The following is a 17,730-nucleotide window of genomic DNA, read 5'->3' as shown; positions in this document are numbered from 1 at the left end:
GTTTGATCTGCAATTATTTAAATATGTCAACTAACGCTATGAAAAAAATTGCATTATCAATAACAGCATTGCTTATAACCATCAGTTGCTTTGCACAAAAGCAGCAACTGGCTTTTCCTTTTAAAGGCGGAAAGGACAAAATGACCCGCTTTTTTAAAGACAGCCTGGTGGTATCGCCGGATATTACTAACCGCAGGATTACCGGCGTAGTAATTTTTAAGTTTACGGCCGACGATAAAGGCGACGTGAGTAAAACGATAGTGTTTTATGCTGATGACGCTAATCTAACCGTCCCTGTAATAGCCGCCATTAAAAAATCTAATGGTAACTGGACTATCCCCGCCGGCGAGAAAAGCCACGACTTTCTGCTGCCGGTATATATTCGTTACAACCTGCCCGAAAACGACGAACCCAGCCTGCAAAAATCGGCTTTGAGCAACTACCGGCGCAAACGCCCGATTTTTACTAATAACCAGGTGCCTCTCGACATGGCTACATTGCTGCCGGCGGTTACTATCAGTTATGACGTGCTCTTGTAAAGGGATTTTTGGTCATCCATTAAAAACCATAAAGCTTTGGTTGAATAATTTTTACGGGCGGTTTGCATCTGCTTTCTTTTGCTAAAAAGAATAATGAAAGGTTTGTTAACCATCGCTTGCATTTTAATTAGTTCAATCGCTGTTTCCGGGCAAACCATTGCTCTTAAAGATTCTGCCCGCCTACTTGGCGAGGGCAAAATATCTGCAGGCGATTTTGTCTTTAACACTTCTTTTACCCGTGATGGCAACACGGTATTCTTTAGCAAAGCAACCGTTAACTGGAACTATATCGCTATTTTTTATGCTGAAAGAACTGTATCAGGCTGGTCTGACCCGGAACCGGTAAACTTCACCGGAACTTTCCGGGATACGGACCCTTTTGTATCGGCAGATGGCAAGCGTTTGTATTTTGCATCAGACAGGCCGGTTGGTGGTGCGGACTTTAAGGATTACGATTATCATTACTTTTACGTGGAGCTGAACGGGAGTAAAGTGGTATCAAAGCCTGTGTTGTTTAACCTTCCTCTGCCGGATGGCATCAGGATAAACTACCTGTCTTTCGCTGATAATGGCAACGCCTATTTTCACTCTGCAGATGGAAAAGGGGATGGCGACATTTATGTATGTAAATTAAAGAATGGTAAATACCTGCCACCAGAACCATTGTCGTTTAATGATAAAAGGTATTTTGATTTTGATGCGATGGTCGCCCACGACGAAAGCTTTATAATCTTCAGCAGTCCAAACAGGAAAGGGCTTGGCGGGGCGGATCTGTGGGTATCATTTAAAAAAGATACATCCTGGTCGGAGCCGGTTAACCTGGGCTCAAAAATAAACACCAAAGGCAGCGACAATGCGCCTGGTTTATCAAGGGATGACAAAAAATTGTACTTCACATCCTATCATGAAAGAGCCGCCGAAAGGCCCATTTACAAGGACGGCAAGGCTACCGCAGCAGCAATAAACAAGCTGCTGCACTCAACAAAAAACGGACTGCGTAATATTTACGAGATTGACATTTCGGATTTGAAACCTTCTGATTAACAATGTGCTAAGCTTCTCTGACTTTCGCTAAGACTGAATATAGCTCTTTAATTGTTCAATCGTCTCCTCGTGCGAAAGAATGGTCTCGGTAACTACGTCGCTTATAGAGATAATGCCGCACAAAATACCATCTTTAAAAATAGGAAGGTACCGCAGATTGTTTTCGCTCATTACGTGCATGCAGGTTTCAACAGAGTTTTCAGGTATCATCCTGGGAAAATCAGTGCTCATAATTTCACGTACCTGTGTTTCAAGAGATGATTTACCCTGCAATATCACTTTCCGTGCATAATCGCGTTCAGTAAGCAGGCCTGCATAGGCATTGTTTTCAGTAATAACTACCGAGCCGATATTTTTATCGGCCATAAGCTTTAACGCTTCTAAAACGGTGGTGCTACCATCAATCGCAATTACAGCGCTGCCTTTACGGGCAAGTATGTTGGAGACTTTTTTCATAAAATCAGGGTTTTGGTTGGTAACGTGTTTATCAAATATAATAAATCATATTTAATTATCTGTTGCACAAGCTAATTAAATTACTGCCGCGGAATGGGTAAGAGCCCAGCAGATCCGCCATTGATTTTATCTGAGGTTAACCTATTGTAAAAAAATCCTTACCAAATGCATATATTAATTAATAACGTAACTTTGTACGCCCCTGGTTAAGAGAGTTGTAATGCCAATACAGAAAGAAATACTGAGATGTTCCAAATGCTCAGCACCTTATCACTTCGAAAAGCGCCGGAACTGGTTCGGTCGTAACATATTATTCTTTATTCCCGTCAGAAGATACTTTTGTGCCAAATGCTTAAAAGACCGTTACCGGATTTTAACTGATAAGCAATTAAAATCATACCATAAAGTTTAAGGGAGAAACCCTGATTACAGCTTTTTGTTCATCCAGGACATAGAATGCATTTACAGGTTAAGCCGCCGTTTTAAGAAAAAGCCTGGCTTACGCGTACCGGGAATGCCGGTTGCGTGCCTACGTCTATGCCTTTGATGAGCTTGCCGAAATAAATTTCAGCAAGCCGCCCGTGGTTGCATATTACTATTGCGCAGCTCGTAGCGTTACCTCCACGCTTTGTACTGATTAATCAGGCCATTCGTTGATGAATCATGTGTAGTTACTTCAGCATCATCTTTTAATTCAGGCAATATTTTACCGGCTAATTGCTTGCCGAGCTCCACGCCCCATTGGTCGAAACTGTAAATGTTCCAGATAATGCCCTGTACAAATATTTTATGTTCATACATGGCTATCAGCGAACCAAGGCTGCGCGGGGTTATTTTTTTAATGAGTATAGAGTTGGTGGGGCGGTTACCTTCAAATTCTTTAAACGGCGCAATCTTTTCAATTTCGGCATCGTTTTTACCGGCTTTTTTTAATTCGGCTACCACGGTTTCGCGATCTTTACCGTTCATAAGAGCTTCCGTTTGTGCAAAGAAGTTTGACAACAGCATTTTGTGGTGTTCGCCAAGCGGGTTATGTGATTGTGCAGGCGCAATAAAATCACACGGGATTAGTTTTGTTCCCTGGTGAATCAGCTGATAAAATGCATGCTGACCGTTGGTGCCGGGCTCGCCCCAGATGATCGGACCGGTTTGATAATCTACCGGGTTGCCGTTTCGGTCTACGTGCTTGCCATTACTCTCCATATCGCCTTGCTGAAAGTAAGCAGCAAAACGGTGCATATACTGGTCGTAGGGCAGTATGGCGTTAGTTTCGGCTTCAAAGAAATTGTTATACCAGATGCCTATCAGAGCCAGCGTAGCCGGAAGGTTTTGCTCCAGTTCGGTTGAACGGAAGTGCTCATCCATAGCATGAGCGCCGTCGAGCAATTGTTCAAAATTGTCAAAGCCGATGCTCAGGGCGATTGACAAACCGATTGCGCTCCAAAGCGAATAGCGGCCCCCCACCCAATCCCAAAACTCGAACATATTTTTGGTGTCGATACCGAATTTGGATACACCCTCGCTATTGGTAGACAGTGCCGCAAAGTGTTTGGCTACATCCTCATCCTTACCGCCGCTCTGGATGAACCAATCGCGTGCGCTGTGTGCATTAGCCATGGTTTCCTGCGTAGTAAAAGTTTTTGACGCTACCAGGAACAGGGTAGTTTCAGGATTTAGGGGTTTTAAAGTTTCAACTATGTGCGTTGCATCCACATTGGAAACAAAGTGCATGTTCAGGTGATTCTTGTAAGCCTTCAGCGCTTCTGTAACCATCACCGGCCCCAGATCAGAACCACCGATACCGATATTAACCACATCGGTAATAGCTTTACCGGTATAGCCTCTCCATGACCCGGAGATCACCGCCTCGCTGAAGCTTTTCATTTGCTGCAACACACGGTTTACATCGGGCATCACGTCTTTTCCTTCAACATAGATCGGCTTATTGCTGCGGTTGCGCAAGGCGATATGCAGTACCGGGCGACCTTCTGTAACATTGATTATTTCGCCACTAAACATGGCTTCAATTGCCTTATTTACTGAACACTCGCGCGCCAGCTGCATTAACAAAGCTACAGTTTGCTCATCAACGCGGTTTTTTGAGTAATCAAGCAGCATATCCTCAAAAAGCAGGGAAAATTTTGCAAAGCGTTCTCTGTCAGCATCAAAAAGACTTTTTAGACTTTGCTGGGCGATGTCGATGTAATGGTCGGCCAGGTATTTATAGGCCTGGGTGGTCGTGAAATCGGTGTTTGGCAGCATAATTGAAATGATTTTAAGGCAAATGTAACAAGTTAATACTTTGAGGTACTATAATTCCTCAAATGTATGACACCTAAGTGTTATTTCAACACACCATACATAGTGTTTGTTTTACAATAAGTGAATTGTCATATTTTTAACAGAACTCGTTTTCTGTTTTGAATTTCAAAATACGTATTTGGTATATTTGCATCAATGATTAAAGAAATTTGTTTTTTTTATCATTTTATTAAAACGACATCTAACACATAACACCATGTTTGAAAAACTGTTTATGCTTGTCAAAAATAACGCCGGGACGGCCGTTATTGACAACCCCGCAATCCCTGTGAAATACCACGAAGCAGTTATAAACGAAGCTTCGAGTTCCATTATCGAGGTGTTAAAAAACCAATTGGAGACGGGCAAGATAAAAGACCTTATCAAGTTCTTCCAGTTTTCGGGTATTTACAACAATACCCTTGTGTCGAGCATCATTAACAGGTTTGCCAACAAGCTGAATAATTTTTACGGCATCGAGCCTGATTCTGCTATGCAGACGGCCAACTCGTTGATAACCCCGGTTATGGCGGAATTGGTTAAAGAATCAAAAGATTCAAAAAATATGGATTTTGGCCTGGGCCACTTCCTTTCGAAACTCAATGGCAACCAGGCCGACATGAGCCACCTGGTAAACCAGATGATGGTTGCCTGATTTTAATTAGAGTGTTATAATAGTTTAAAGGGCTGCAGACGATGATTTGCAGCCCTTTTGTGTTGTTAGCCTGGCATTATACTTACCCCAATAGCATTTCAACCTTCCAACAATACAACTCAATAACTATATTTGCCACTATGACTAAAGAACAAATCCAGGATTTAAGGGATAGAGTAACTTCCCTGAGGAGGCATCTTTGACATCGATAAGAAACTCGATGCCTTACAACAGGAACAGGAAATAACCGTAGGCCCTCATTTTTGGGACCATCCGAAGGAAGCCGAAAAGGTACTGGCTTCTATAAAAGTTAAGAAAGTTTGGACAGACGCATTTCAAAAGGTGGCCTCGGCGGTTGAGGATACCGGCGTGCTTTTTGAATTTTTCCAGGGGGGCGATGCTACAGAAGCTGAAATGCAGGAGCAATATAACGCTGCTATTAAAGAAGTTGAGGAGCTTGAGTTTAAAAACATGCTCTCGGCTGAAGAGGACCAGCTCAATGCCGTATTGCAGATAACCGCCGGAGCCGGTGGCACCGAAAGCTGCGACTGGGCTGGTATGCTGATGCGAATGTATATTATGTGGGGCGAAAAGAATGGCTATAAGGTAACCGAGCAGGACTTCCAGGAAGGGGACGTAGCGGGCGTAAAGACCGTAACGCTTCAGTTGGAAGGCGAATTTGCCTATGGCTACCTGAAAGGCGAAAATGGCGTGCACCGCCTTGTGCGCATTTCTCCGTTCGACTCCAATGCCAAGCGCCATACTTCGTTCGCGTCGGTTTATGTGTACCCGCTGGTTGATGACACCATCGAGATCGAGGTAAACCCGGCGGATATCGAGTTTGAGACCTTCCGTTCGGGCGGCGCCGGCGGGCAAAACGTGAATAAGGTGGAGACCGCAGTACGTTTGTATCACAAGCCATCCGGTATCATCATCAAGAACCAGGAATCGCGCTCACAATTGCAGAATAAAGAAAATGCCATACGCCTGTTAAAATCTCAATTGTACGAGATCGAGATGCGTAAGCGTATGGAAACCACTAACGCCATTGAGGGTAATAAAAAGAAAATTGAATGGGGCTCGCAAATACGCAACTATGTGCTGCATCCCTACAAGCTGGTGAAAGATTTGCGAACCGATCATGAAACTTCAAACGCCCAGGCAGTGCTGGATGGGGACTTGAATGACTTTTTGAAAGCATACCTGATGGAGTTTGGAGGAGATAAGTAAAACAGATAGATTTACTGTAAAACTTTAGATAACTTATTTTTTGCCGGAATGTTAGTTGCAGCTTCTTTCGGACTTGCGGACTTTTCGGACTAATCTGTAATTATGAAAACAGCGATATGTGCCCTAATGCTTTTTTCTGCCGTAGCCGTTGCACGCGCGCAGGAAAAACCCATGCCTTTGTACCCTCACGGCGTTCCTAATTCTAAACCCACCCCAAAAACCTATATCGAAAAAACCGATAAAGACTGGATAACCGACGTAAGTATCCCTACTATTACGCCGTACTTTCCGGCGAAGGGTACCGCGAACGGAACCGCCATTGTGGTTTATCCGGGCGGAGGTTATGCGGGGTTAGCCAGCGGACATGAAGGCAAGGCCATCGGCGAGGCATTCTCAAGTTTGGGCGTAACCGCGTTTGTAGTTAAATACCGCCTGCCCAGCGACAGCATTATGGTTGATAAAACCATCGGCCCGCTGCAGGATGCACAACAGGCTGTTTTAACAGTACGCCGCAACGCTGCCAAATGGGGCATTAACCCGAATAAAATAGGCATAATCGGCTTCTCGGCAGGCGGCCATTTGGCATCAACCGAAGGGACACATTTTGATAAGGTTTTAGTGGAGGACAAAGACAATATTAGCGCCCGGCCTGATTTTATGATGCTGATTTACCCGGTTATCAGTTTTGGGCCAATGGCCCACGTTGGCTCGCGCGAAAACCTTATCGGAAAAACACCATCTGAAGACCTTGTAAATCTTTACAGCAACGAAAAGCAGGTAATTGCAAACACCCCGCCCACTTTCCTGGTGCACGCACAGGACGATGATGTTGTTCCGGTTGAAAACAGCTTATTATTTTACCAGGCCCTGCTGAAAGCAAAAGTAAAAGCCGAAATGCACCTGTTTCAGGAAGGCGGCCATGGCTTTGGCCTGGTCGACCCGAAAAGCAAGAACAGGTGGATAGACTGGGCCAGGAACTGGTTAGACGAGAACGGATTTTTATAATCAGCAGGCTTCTGTATTTAGTATTATTTAATACCTTCCATCTCCCAGCAACCGGGCGTAAATCTCAATCATTGCTGCCTGGTCTATCAGGCGTTTGGCTGGTTTCGGTCCTAACATGTTGTTTTCGCCGCGTTCCTGCTGCCAGATATTATCGGCATCGGTTTTAAAAAAATCCAGCCAGCCTTGGTTTTTGTCGATTTTATAGAGCTCGGTATATCCCCGCAACATAACGGCATTAAACCAATAATCTGCCGGAAGCCTGCCATTCTTAAAGAAATGTGCTTTCCCGGCAGCCGCTATACGTTGTGCCTCGGTTAGATATTTTTTATCGTGTGTGAGCAGGTAAAGCTGTGCATTGGCTTGCAGCATAGTACCGGTGTTATAAGTATAAAACGCCTTAGCGATTTTAAGCGATGGTATTTTTATATTATCGTAATAGATTCCTTCGGGAGCCTGCAGACATGCATTGGTCCATTTATACAGGGCGAGGGCTGTATTTAAATAGTCCTGCTGTTTGGTGAGTTTATATAAATGCAGCGCGACTAAAATCCCCGGGCCGTTTGAGCAGGTATTTTTAGTGGTTTTATCACCTTCCTTCCAATAGAGACCGCCGCCCGCCGCCGTATCTAAGCCGCCCATCATAAAACGGTAGATCAATTTGGCATCGTCCAGGTACTTTTTATGATGAGTACGGTCATAGGCATCAAGATAAGCAATAGCAATCCATTGGTTGTCGTCGTAAAACCGGGAGCTACGCCGCTCTTTTAACACATAATCCTGGTAACCGGGCCTGGGTGGCGCGTCAGAGTAATACTGATCGATCGCGTTTACTACCGGCTGCATATAATGCTGCGATGGTTGCAGCGCCTCCATTTCGTTGGTTGCCTGTATCAGCGCGCAAAGCGGCCATAGCCAGCTGTGCAGGTTCTCGTTTTTTGTACTATCGGTAGTCTCGTAGTAAAGGCCGGTCTTTTTATCGCTCAGCTTATTGTTGATGCCTGCATACAGGTAATTAATGCGGGTTTTATAATCTGGAAGCTGTGCTTTTGCAGTGCATATAAATATGGATACACACAATGCAGCTATTGTAGTTTTTTTCATAATGGATAGACAGGGCGGCAATTTATGAAAATGTTGGCGGCGTTGTTTGTAACAAAAATGCTTATTTCCGCAGGCCCGTTACCTGCGCTGTAATATGTCGGCCCGTTTGACCTTTTGAATTTCTTCTATTTTATGGCTTGATGCATTCTCGGCCTGAAGAGGGGCGCATTTTGCGATTTACAATGTGTAGTATGGCTTCTCAGGCCTACCCAAACAATTCACTGCTCAGGTACCTGTCGCCCCTGTCGCAGCAGATAAAAACAATGATGCCTTCTTTTAATTCCTGCGCAACCTTAATCGCTGCAGCCGCAGCCCCGCCGCTGCTCATTCCGGCGAAAATACCTTCTTCTTTGGCCAGTCTCCGGGCCATTTGTGTGGCATCGGCCTCAGAAATATCTAAAACCCTGTCTACCCGCTCCGGCTCAAATATCTTTGGCAGATATTCAACCGGCCAGCGGCGTATGCCCGGAATAGATGATCCTTCGGTTGGCTGGCAGCCTACAATCTGTATGCCGGCATTTTTCTCTTTAAAATATCGTGAATTACCCATAATGGTGCCCGTGGTGCCCATCGCACTTACAAAGTGGGTTATTTGCCCGTTGGTATCGCGCCATATTTCGGGGCCGGTGGTCTTGTAGTGGGCCAGGTAATTATCCGGGTTTGCAAATTGATTCAGCAAAAAGTATTCACCCGTAGCACCTTTTTCTTCTGCGTAATCGCGGCAGGCTTCAATACCCTCAAGCAGGGTAACTTTAGCCCCGAACGCTTCCATGGTGAGGGTACGCTCGCGGGTGGAGTTCGAGGGCATCACGAGTTCAATTTCCAATCCATACAGGCAGGCGATCATGGCAAGCGCTATCCCTGTATTACCGCTGGTGGCTTCCACTAATTGCATGCCTTGCTTTATATCGCCACGTTCAACGGCACTGCGTATCATATTCAGTGCAGCCCTGTCCTTCACACTCCCGCCGGGGTTGTTTCCTTCCAGTTTGGCAAAAATCCGAACATTCGGATTAGGGTTAACCCTCTTCAGTTCCGCCATTGGCGTATTGCCTATCAAATCAATTATACCTGCCATAACCTCAATCTGTATGTTTATTTAGTACCACCAAAGCAGGTTTATGATAAACCGTTGAGTTTGGCTTAACGCTGTGTGTCAGCCATACGTTGCCGCCAATGGTACTGTGGTGACCAATAACAGTTTCGCCGCCCAAGATGGTAGCGCCCGAGTAAATCACTACATGGTCTTCTACTGTTGGATGACGCTTGGTAAATGCCATATCTTTTGCCACGCTCAGCGCACCCAGCGTAACACCCTGGTAAAGCTTTACGTGCTTACCTATAATGCAACTCTCTCCAACCACAATGCCCGTGCCATGGTCAATATAAAAATACTCACCTATTTGTGCTGCCGGATGGATATCGATACCGGTTTTTGAATGGGCATATTCCGTCAGTATCCGCGGCAATAAGGGTACGTTCTGCTTATAAAGGCAATGCGCCAGCCGGTAGAATGATATGGCGAAGAAGCCCGGGTAAGTGCGGATCACCTCGAATTCGGTGCGCGCAGCGGGGTCGCCTTCAAAAATGGCCTGTATGTCGGTTTTTAATATGCGGTACAGCTCCGGCAACTCTTCAAATACAGCTTTAGCCAGCACCTTATTATTGCAGCCCTCGCAGGCCTTGGTAGCCTGCATGATATGACACAACTCACCCTCCAGCTGCGTAAACGCCTTCTTTAATTCTTCTATCGCAGCAAATTCCTGCCGCGATTGCTCGGGGAAAAGCAGGCGTATCACCTGTAAAGCCCACCCGGCAATCTCATCGTTTGACGCCACTGGCTCCGTAAGCCGGTGCGTATCAAAAATCTGCCGGAGGAATTCGTTATTGGTCATTGGTTTTATCAGTCAATGGTCATTGGTTACAGACCAGTGTTGTTTGGTTTACAAATTACGGGGTAAAACTATAGAGTTAATCGTATATTTTGGTAAAAGATTGTTTCCCTCATGTAATTTTAATTCAAGCCGATAAAATTGGGAAGAGGCGCACATCGATTAAACCAAATCTTATATCTCCCATCTAACGTCTTATATCTTTAAAAAATATTTGTTTGGTGTAGAGATTACACTATATTTACCATCACCAATTTTAAAACCAATGAGTACCAGGAGAGATTTTCTTAAAACTTCGGCTGTGCTTTCGGCCGGGTTACTAGTGGCCCCTAAACTATTTGCGTACGACAAAAAGTATATCGGACTGCAACTATACACCGTGCGCGATGCCATGAGCGCCGACCCCGCAGCAGCTTTGGCTAAAGTTGCCCAAATAGGCTATACCTCCGTGGAAGGTGCTACCTACACCGGCAGCGAGAAGTTTTATGGTATGGATGGCGTTGCTTTTTCAAAGCTTTTGAAAGATAACGGCCTGATCATGCCAAGCAGCCACTATCGCCTGGGCGAAGACAGCAAAGACATGAAAGGCACCATTTTAAACGACTGGCAAAAAGCTGTTGACGATGCCGCTGCCATTGGCATAAAATATATGGTGTGCGCCTGGTTATCGCCCGTTGAGCGCGGCAAGCTGGACCATTACAAAAAGATCGGTGACGATCTGAACAAGGGCGGCGAGATCTGCAAAAAGGCAGGCATCCAGCTTTGCTACCATAACCACGATTTCGAATTTATCCAGGAAGACGGCAAATATCCTTACGAAACCCTGTTAGCCGCCACCGATAAAGACCTGGTGAAAATGGAAATGGACCTTTATTGGGTTACCAAAGCCAAGCAGGACCCTATCGCTTTAATAAATGAGCATCCGGGCCGCTTCCCGCTATGGCATGTTAAAGACATGGACAATACGCCGAAACAGATGTTTACCGAAGTTGGCAACGGTGTTATCGACTTTAAAAAGATATTTACCCACGCTAAAAAGGCAGGACTAAAATATTTCTTTGTTGAGCAGGACGTCTGCCCCGGCAGCCCTTACGACAGCATTACCAAAAGCATTACCTATATCAAGGCGAACCTGGTATAACGATCTATCAATCAATCAACTCTGGCCGGGCTATCGAAAGATAACCGGCCTTTTTTTGCTATAAGCGTTCCGTTTTTCTGCACACGGAACATTGCGAGCACTATGTAAAATATTGATTATCAGGGTTTTTAATTTTTGTTTGTTTGTAACATACTGATAATCAGAAGATCCATTCGGGGTTTACAGTCCGGGGTGACACTGTAAACCCTCGTTTAGCTACAATTATTTAATAGTCAGGCCATTATAAATGCGAGGGGTTTACAGGTGTTAACCCCTCGCATTTATGCCCGGCGCGAGGTACGATCATACAATAAATTTCCCGGGCTTTGCTCAAATATTTTCAATCAGTAAATCGTTTTATAGCAGATTGAACGTATGTAAGGGTATGAAAGCAAAATCACTCCAACTTTTACTCTTAACTTTTTTTATATCCTTTACGAGCCTGGATAACGCAAAGGCCCAGCCGGCCGGGAAAGAGATCGTAGTAGGCGATGCGATGCCTGCCTTTTCGCTTACCGACCAAAATGGCAAAACATTCAATAGTGCCGATTACGTTGGGAAAAGCTACTTGGTGATTTATTTTTATCCGAAAGATGAAAGCATGGTCTGCACTAAAGAAGCCTGCCGGTTTCGGGATATTTTTAACGATTTTACTAAAGCCGGCGCAAAAGTTATAGGTATAAATGCGGGTACCGTAGCCAGCCACAAGGCCTTTGCTGACCATTACAAGCTGCCTTTTATTTTACTGAGCGACCCCGGCAACGTAGTGTACCACAAATTCGGCGTTAAAAACACCATGTTTATGACAGGCCGCGAAACCTTTGTTATCGACCCGAAAGGCAAGGTTGTTTTCGCCTACACGGCAATGATGCAGGGTAAAAAACATGCGGATGATGCATTGGCATTTATAAGGGCCCATAAAAAGTAACCGTTTATAACCGGCTGACGCCTGGCATTGTAATGCTCAATGCTGGTTTGAGACTACAAAAAGCGTTACAGTCGAGCTTTAGGAGCTTTGTCACTACAATGTGTAAGCTTTCAGCTCAATCGATTAAAATGCGATAATGGTCATACAATCCCGCAAGCAGAATGCTTCCATTATTGTAGGTCTAAGTTACGCGGTGCCTAGGCCAGATGAAGCACTTGAAGGAGAATTATTTTCTAAACTTTTTCTTTAAACTTTGGCTGGTATGAAACACGGCATAAACTACCACGCCATCTTTAATAATTTCAAACGGAAAACTGGCGAATAAAACCTGGCGAAAATTATTTTTGATTTTGGCATATAATAGGGGCTGTTTTTCCAGTTTGTTAAAACAAGTGTCAAGTTCGCCTAAAAACCTGTTGCCTAAGCCTGGTAGTTGTTCTTCATACCAATCGTAAGCTTCTTTGGCCATCGAAATGGCGCGAGGTTTTACAACTAATTGATACATTAAAATGTACGCTGCCCCTTTATAATTTCAATAGCTTCTGTACGGCTATATGATTTACTATGCCCGTTAAGGTGCATTTCACGTTCCTTTTCTAAAATCTGCATTTGTTCATCTGTAAAGGCAAATTCTTCCTGGCGAATGTCGTCTTCTAAAAGCGTATAAATAGCTTTTACTTTACTATCATCGGCATCGGCAAGATAGGTTATTAATTTTTTACGGATGGTTGATGTTGTCATCGTTTCTAACGTCTTTCACAAATTTAAACTTCTGCGTAAGTAAATCAAATATCTCATTGATATTAATTTCCCCATTTCTGGCAGCACGCGTGCCGCGTTTGTCCTGCGCCCTGCCCAGACATCGTCGCGTTTAACAGGATAACGGATAGACATGTTGGCATAGGCACACGCGCCACGCGTACGCCAGCAATGGCTGGTTCAGAGGACAAGGCTACGTAGCCCGCTACACAGGTAAAGAACATGCATAGCTGTTAAATATGCAGACTCTCTTGGGTAAATAGGCCCCCGGATTACTGTACTATAGCATGCAGCCACACGAAAACAACCGGTTACAACAAACTCTCCAGCGCCGCAACCCTATTGGTAAGCACACCAATGAGATCATCAGCGGTATACTCATTTGCCTTAAACCCAAATTGATCCTGCCCACATTTCGTACATCTCGGTTCATCAACGGCATTTGTGCCGCCGCATGGGCAAATCCATACTTCTTGCGCGGTGGATGATAAAAACCCTTTTTTAGCCCCTACAGAAGCTACAATGGGGAAACTTTCCCTTATTTTTGGAATCAATTGTTTTATCACGCCGATATCTGTAGTGTTGTATGATGGCTTGTGTGAAAGCAATAAGTTTAGTGCCAGCTTGCGTTGCCTTTGATCGCCAGCAAGCATTTGATGAATGTATTCGTAATCAACGAGGTCTCCCTCTTTAACTAAATTAGTTAAAATAGTTATTAGCGTTTCGTTGTTATCGGACATCATTACGGGATATAGCATGCTGATTGCCTCCTGCGGATTGATAGACAAAAAATAATCTTTATAAAGCTTCAAGTAGTCAGCCAGCCCAGCTTCCGTGTTTAAGCCCTCATAAGCTGCTTTTTTTATCTTTCCTATGATAAACTCTTTGAAGGAAGCCGAACGACTTTGAACTATTAATTGCAATTCTTCTATCTTTAGAGCGGTAGTTGGGCTTTGGAACTTCTTGGCAAGCTTAAGGATATTGGATTTATCAATAAGATGTTCTTTATCTACAACACCCCCGGCGTGGCTTGGGTCGAAACTCTTTAGACTCCTGGCTATAACGGCCATACCTGTAGCGGTTACCATAAACAGCTGCATGTTTTTGCCGCTAACCTCATCCACATCAATCTTAAGCCCCAGGATGCAATTCGCGCCCAGTTCCGTCGCTTTATAAGTAAGCGAAGCGATGGCGTCTTCTTTTATGCCTTGCAGTTTTTTCTCATATCTGCCAGTTCTTCCGCCAAACATATCTGAAATTGAAGCGCTAAAGTCGGCAAAGAGACCGGCGCCCACTACGATACTCGCAAATACCGGTTTAATGTATGTGTCAATTTCCCAACCGCACAAAGTATCGGTGGTTGTGATAAGTATTTTTCTCATACCTTGTTTTGCTAAAGCTAATAACATAGCTGCAAAAACACAAGCAGAAATGATATAACGTTTATATATATCACATAGCGTCCTGTCTATCTATGAATAACTATACTTTTATTCTCTTCTGCCTTGAGAATGAAGAGTTGGCCTTGACCGCAAGGCTTCTTGTGTTCCGTAGAACGGGTAATCTGTTAGTCTTAATTTATAATCCTGGACTGCAATAACAGGGATTTGTAATCCCCTGCGCACAAAACATTTATTTTTCCCGGATTACAAATCCATAAAAATTGGGTCGATTGCAAATCCCGACCAACGAGAAAGGAAGAAGGATAACTCGCCTGGCTAAACTCTCCCCCTGCCAATATTTCCCCAAATTCCCTATCTTACCTGCAAATTCCTCATCATGAAAAAACTTTACCTGCTCGCACTACTGGCGTATTCCATTCCTGCCATTGCGCAAACCAATCCTTACAAAGCGGAAGTCAATAAAAAAGCGGATGCCCTGAAAAGCAAGGTGGTGGCCTGGCGCCGCGATTTTCATGAGCATCCCGAGCTGGGCAACCATGAGGTGCGAACCGCGGGCATCATCGCCAAACATTTACAGTCGCTGGGTATGGAGGTAAAGACGGGTGTAGCTACAACCGGTGTAGTGGGTGTGTTAAAAGGCGGCAAGCCCGGCCCGGTAGTCGCGCTGCGCGCGGATATGGACGGACTCCCGGTTACCGAACGCACGCCCGTTCCTTTTGCATCAAAGGTAAGAACAACCTATAACGGGCAGGATGTGGGCGTAATGCATGCTTGCGGCCACGATTCGCACATGGCGATTTTAATGGGCGTGGCAGAATTGCTGTCGTCCATGAAAAACGATCTGCACGGTACGGTGAAGTTTATTTTCCAGCCGGCAGAGGAAGGCGTGCCGCAGGGCGAAAAGGGTGGGGCAGAGCAAATGGTAAAAGAAGGCGTAATGGAAGACCCGAAGGTTGACGTAATTTTCGGCCTGCATATTAACGCGCAGACGGAAGTCGGCAAGATCGCCTACCGGCCCGGCGGATTTATGGCGGGCGTTAACGGTATGCAGATTATCGTTAAAGGCAGGCAGGCGCACGGAGCGGCCCCGTGGTCCGGCGTCGACCCCATTGTTACTGCCGCGCAGATCGTCAACAATCTGCAGACTATCGTAAGCCGTAATGTAAATATTACCGAAAACCCTGCAGTGGTTACCATCGGTGCCATTAATGGCGGCAACCGGACCAATATTATCCCTGAACGTGTGGAGATGCTGGGCACGCTGCGCGCCTTTACCGCAGCCGACGAAAAGCTGCTGATTGAAAAAGTAAAGCTGATCGCCACAAAAACCGCCGAAGCCAACGGCGCAACCGCCGAGGTGATCATTCCATACAGCACCCGTTACCCGGTTACCTATAACGACCCGGCGCTTACTGCCAGAATGCTGCCGACCCTGCAGGGCGTATTTGGCGCTGAAAATATGATCTTACGCGCACCCGATACCGGTGCGGAGGACTTCAGCTTTTATCAGCAAAAAGTGCCGGGCATTTATTTTTACCTGGGCGGCATGCCCAAAGGCGGCAACCCGGCAACCACAGCCTCGCACCATACCCCTGATTTTTATATCGACGAAAGCGGTTTTAGTTTAGGCGTTAAGGCGCTTTGCAATTTAACGCTGGATTATATGAACGGGAAATAGCGCCGGGCAAGAAAGGATTTGTTAGGAAATTTAAAGAATACAGGGACAGCGCGCTTCGGCTCCCCTCTTGAGAGGCGCAGGGGTGTGTAACCCGCATACATAACGGATAGGCATAACGTACAATGCATGGCGCCGAACACACCCCTGCCAACACACATCCGCCGCGTGCCCTCCCTTCAGCCAAATAATATCCCGAAAAGCGATGGGTCATACATCGCCAAATAAAATGCCGCCGGCCCCGCAAGCGGCAAAATCAATTGTAAAGCCATGCAATGTAAAAGCGGCTTCTGACATTTGTCCCGCAAAAAAGTCTGATTAGCTGCCATTTCAGTATATTGGCACCTTGATTGTTATTAAATAATTAATGAAGCAAAAATTTTATGATACTGCTGTGAAGCAGGAACGGGCCGTGCTGGTGGGCGTTATTACGCAGGGCGAAAGCGACGAGCAGGCCAAAGAATACCTTGAAGAACTTGAATTTTTAGTGGCGACAGCAGGGGCTGCAACCGTAAAAGTTTTCACCCAAAAGCTGCAGCGGCCAGACCGGACTACATTTGTGGGTTCTGGCAGGCTGGAAGATATAAAAGCATTTGTAAAAGCCGAAGAAATAGATTTGGTGGTATTTGATGATGAGCTAAGCCCCTCGCAACTCCGCAATATTGAAAACGAGTTGCAGGTAAAAATCCTCGACCGCAATAACCTGATACTCGATATTTTCGCCAACCGTGCGCAAACCGCACAGGCCAAAACCCAGGTGGAGCTGGCGCAGCTGCAATACCTGCTGCCCCGCCTTACCCGCTTGTGGACGCACCTTGAACGCCAGAAGGGCGGTATCGGTATGCGCGGGCCGGGTGAGTCGCAGATAGAGACAGACAGGCGCTTGATCCTGAACAAAATATCACTGCTGAAGGACAAGCTGAAGCAAATTGACAAGCAGAACGAGACGCAGCGCAAAAACCGCCAGCAGATGATCCGCGTGGCACTGGTGGGTTATACCAACGTCGGGAAATCAACCATCATGAACATGATCTCCAAATCGGAGGTGTTTGCCGAGAATAAGCTTTTCGCTACGCTGGATACGACTGTACGCAAAGTAGTGATCGAGAATGTGCCCTTCCTGCTGTCAGACACCGTAGGCTTTATCCGCAAGCTGCCGCACGACCTGGTAGAGTGCTTTAAGTCGACTTTGGATGAAGTCCGGGAGGCGGATATCCTGGTGCATGTGGTAGATATATCGCATCCCAATTTTGAAGACCAGATCAGAACGGTTAACGAAACACTAAAGGACATTGGCGCCATTGATAAGCGGGTTATTACTGTTTTCAATAAAATAGACGCCTTTGAACCATTGCATCATGAAATGGAACCGCAAGCAGAGCCCTTAACGCTGCACGATTTTAAAAACAGCTGGATGGCAAAAAATAACAGCCCGGCCCTATTTATTTCGGCCACCAAAAAGGAAAATGTAGAGGAATTCAGGGCTTTGTTGTATGAGGAGGTTAAAGAACTTCATACGTCGAGGTATCCGTATGACCACTTACTATATTGATTTCACAGATTTGAGAATGATTACACCGGTTTGAATTTATTACCGGTGT

The 17,730-nt window shown here is 45.4% G+C and carries 17 protein-coding genes; 9 read left to right on the top strand and 8 right to left on the bottom strand.

Annotated elements, in window-relative coordinates; genetic code table 11:
- Positions 1–38 precede the first annotated feature (38 nt).
- A complete protein-coding gene (locus Q3W13_RS18025) occupies positions 39–539 on the top strand; it encodes a hypothetical protein (RefSeq protein ID WP_302866134.1) in 501 nt (166 codons plus the stop codon).
- 93 nt (positions 540–632) lie between these two features.
- Positions 633–1,583 (top strand): hypothetical protein, encoded by a 951-nt coding sequence (locus Q3W13_RS18020; protein WP_302866133.1) that lies wholly within the window; start codon positions 633–635, stop codon positions 1,581–1,583.
- A gap of 27 nt (positions 1,584–1,610) precedes the next feature.
- On the opposite strand, the gene Q3W13_RS18015 is transcribed toward Q3W13_RS18020, so the two are convergent.
- Both Q3W13_RS18015 and pgi read right to left on the bottom strand, forming a co-directional pair.
- Positions 1,611–2,039, bottom strand: a complete 429-nt coding sequence (locus Q3W13_RS18015; protein ID WP_302866132.1) for a CBS domain-containing protein — start codon at positions 2,037–2,039, stop codon at positions 1,611–1,613.
- Between the two features lie 615 nt (positions 2,040–2,654).
- Positions 2,655–4,301, bottom strand: coding sequence for a glucose-6-phosphate isomerase (gene pgi / locus Q3W13_RS18010; RefSeq protein ID WP_302866131.1), 1,647 nt, complete (start codon positions 4,299–4,301; stop codon positions 2,655–2,657).
- 256 nt (positions 4,302–4,557) lie between these two features.
- Between pgi and Q3W13_RS18005 the strand changes: the two genes are divergently transcribed.
- The 3 genes from Q3W13_RS18005 (at position 4,558) to Q3W13_RS17995 (ending at position 7,230) form a co-directional block, all read left to right on the top strand.
- Entirely contained in the window at positions 4,558–4,995 is a 438-nt protein-coding gene (locus tag Q3W13_RS18005; RefSeq protein WP_302866129.1) for a hypothetical protein, read from the top strand.
- A 140-nt stretch (positions 4,996–5,135) separates the two neighbouring features.
- A protein-coding gene (gene prfB / locus Q3W13_RS18000) for a peptide chain release factor 2 (protein ID WP_302866128.1) occupies positions 5,136–6,225 on the top strand; the annotation gives its coding sequence in 2 pieces (ribosomal slippage) (positions 5,136–5,195 and positions 5,197–6,225; 1,089 coding nt in all).
- A 102-nt stretch (positions 6,226–6,327) separates the two neighbouring features.
- On the top strand, positions 6,328–7,230 hold the full coding sequence (locus Q3W13_RS17995; protein ID WP_302866126.1) for an alpha/beta hydrolase: 903 nt from the start codon (positions 6,328–6,330) through the stop codon (positions 7,228–7,230).
- A gap of 27 nt (positions 7,231–7,257) precedes the next feature.
- Here the strand turns inward: Q3W13_RS17995 and Q3W13_RS17990 are convergent, their stop codons facing one another.
- The 3 genes from Q3W13_RS17990 to epsC all read right to left on the bottom strand — a co-directional run bounded on the left by Q3W13_RS17990 (position 7,258) and on the right by epsC (position 10,226).
- On the bottom strand, positions 7,258–8,331 hold the full coding sequence (locus Q3W13_RS17990) for a glycoside hydrolase family 76 protein (RefSeq protein ID WP_302866124.1): 1,074 nt from the start codon (positions 8,329–8,331) through the stop codon (positions 7,258–7,260).
- A 205-nt stretch (positions 8,332–8,536) separates the two neighbouring features.
- Positions 8,537–9,430 carry a cysteine synthase CysM gene (cysM, locus tag Q3W13_RS17985; protein ID WP_368077638.1) on the bottom strand — a complete coding sequence of 298 codons (894 nt, stop codon included), beginning with the start codon at positions 9,428–9,430 and terminating at the stop codon, positions 8,537–8,539.
- Positions 9,414–10,226, bottom strand: a complete 813-nt coding sequence (gene epsC, locus Q3W13_RS17980; RefSeq protein ID WP_302866121.1) for a serine O-acetyltransferase EpsC — start codon at positions 10,224–10,226, stop codon at positions 9,414–9,416. Before epsC ends, cysM begins: the two co-directional genes overlap by 17 nt.
- A gap of 262 nt (positions 10,227–10,488) precedes the next feature.
- Between epsC and Q3W13_RS17975 the strand changes: the two genes are divergently transcribed.
- Positions 10,489–11,364, top strand: coding sequence for a TIM barrel protein (locus Q3W13_RS17975; protein ID WP_302866118.1), 876 nt, complete (start codon positions 10,489–10,491; stop codon positions 11,362–11,364).
- A gap of 385 nt (positions 11,365–11,749) precedes the next feature.
- Complete coding sequence (locus tag Q3W13_RS17970) at positions 11,750–12,292, top strand: peroxiredoxin (protein ID WP_302866116.1); 543 nt, start codon at positions 11,750–11,752, stop codon at positions 12,290–12,292.
- A 226-nt stretch (positions 12,293–12,518) separates the two neighbouring features.
- Here Q3W13_RS17970 and Q3W13_RS17965 read toward each other — a convergent pair whose 3' ends face one another.
- The 3 genes from Q3W13_RS17965 to Q3W13_RS17955 form a co-directional block, all read right to left on the bottom strand.
- Positions 12,519–12,797 (bottom strand): type II toxin-antitoxin system RelE/ParE family toxin, encoded by a 279-nt coding sequence (locus Q3W13_RS17965; RefSeq protein ID WP_302866114.1) that lies wholly within the window; start codon positions 12,795–12,797, stop codon positions 12,519–12,521.
- The gene (locus tag Q3W13_RS17960) at positions 12,797–13,033 is read right to left on the bottom strand and encodes a hypothetical protein (RefSeq protein ID WP_302866113.1); all 237 of its coding nucleotides are present in this window, start codon (positions 13,031–13,033) and stop codon (positions 12,797–12,799) included. The genes Q3W13_RS17965 and Q3W13_RS17960 overlap by 1 nt, the downstream gene beginning before the upstream one ends.
- Before the next feature lie 329 nt (positions 13,034–13,362).
- Positions 13,363–14,460, bottom strand: a complete 1,098-nt coding sequence (locus Q3W13_RS17955; protein WP_302866112.1) for a YbjQ family protein — start codon at positions 14,458–14,460, stop codon at positions 13,363–13,365.
- 370 nt (positions 14,461–14,830) lie between these two features.
- Here Q3W13_RS17955 and Q3W13_RS17950 point away from each other — a divergent pair, with 370 nt between their 5' ends.
- Both Q3W13_RS17950 and hflX read left to right on the top strand, forming a co-directional pair.
- Complete coding sequence (locus tag Q3W13_RS17950; RefSeq protein ID WP_302866111.1) at positions 14,831–16,132, top strand: amidohydrolase; 1,302 nt, start codon at positions 14,831–14,833, stop codon at positions 16,130–16,132.
- Positions 16,133–16,496: 364 nt separating this feature from the next.
- Positions 16,497–17,681, top strand: a complete 1,185-nt coding sequence (gene hflX, locus Q3W13_RS17945) for a GTPase HflX (protein WP_302866109.1) — start codon at positions 16,497–16,499, stop codon at positions 17,679–17,681.
- The last annotated feature ends 49 nt before the right edge of the window (positions 17,682–17,730 follow it).

Origin of the sequence: Mucilaginibacter sp. L3T2-6 (genome assembly GCF_030519355.1) — a bacterium.
Lineage (GTDB): Bacteria > Bacteroidota > Bacteroidia > Sphingobacteriales > Sphingobacteriaceae > Mucilaginibacter.
Note: the sequence above shows the minus strand (reverse complement) of the source record. Positions and strands in the feature narration are given on the sequence as shown.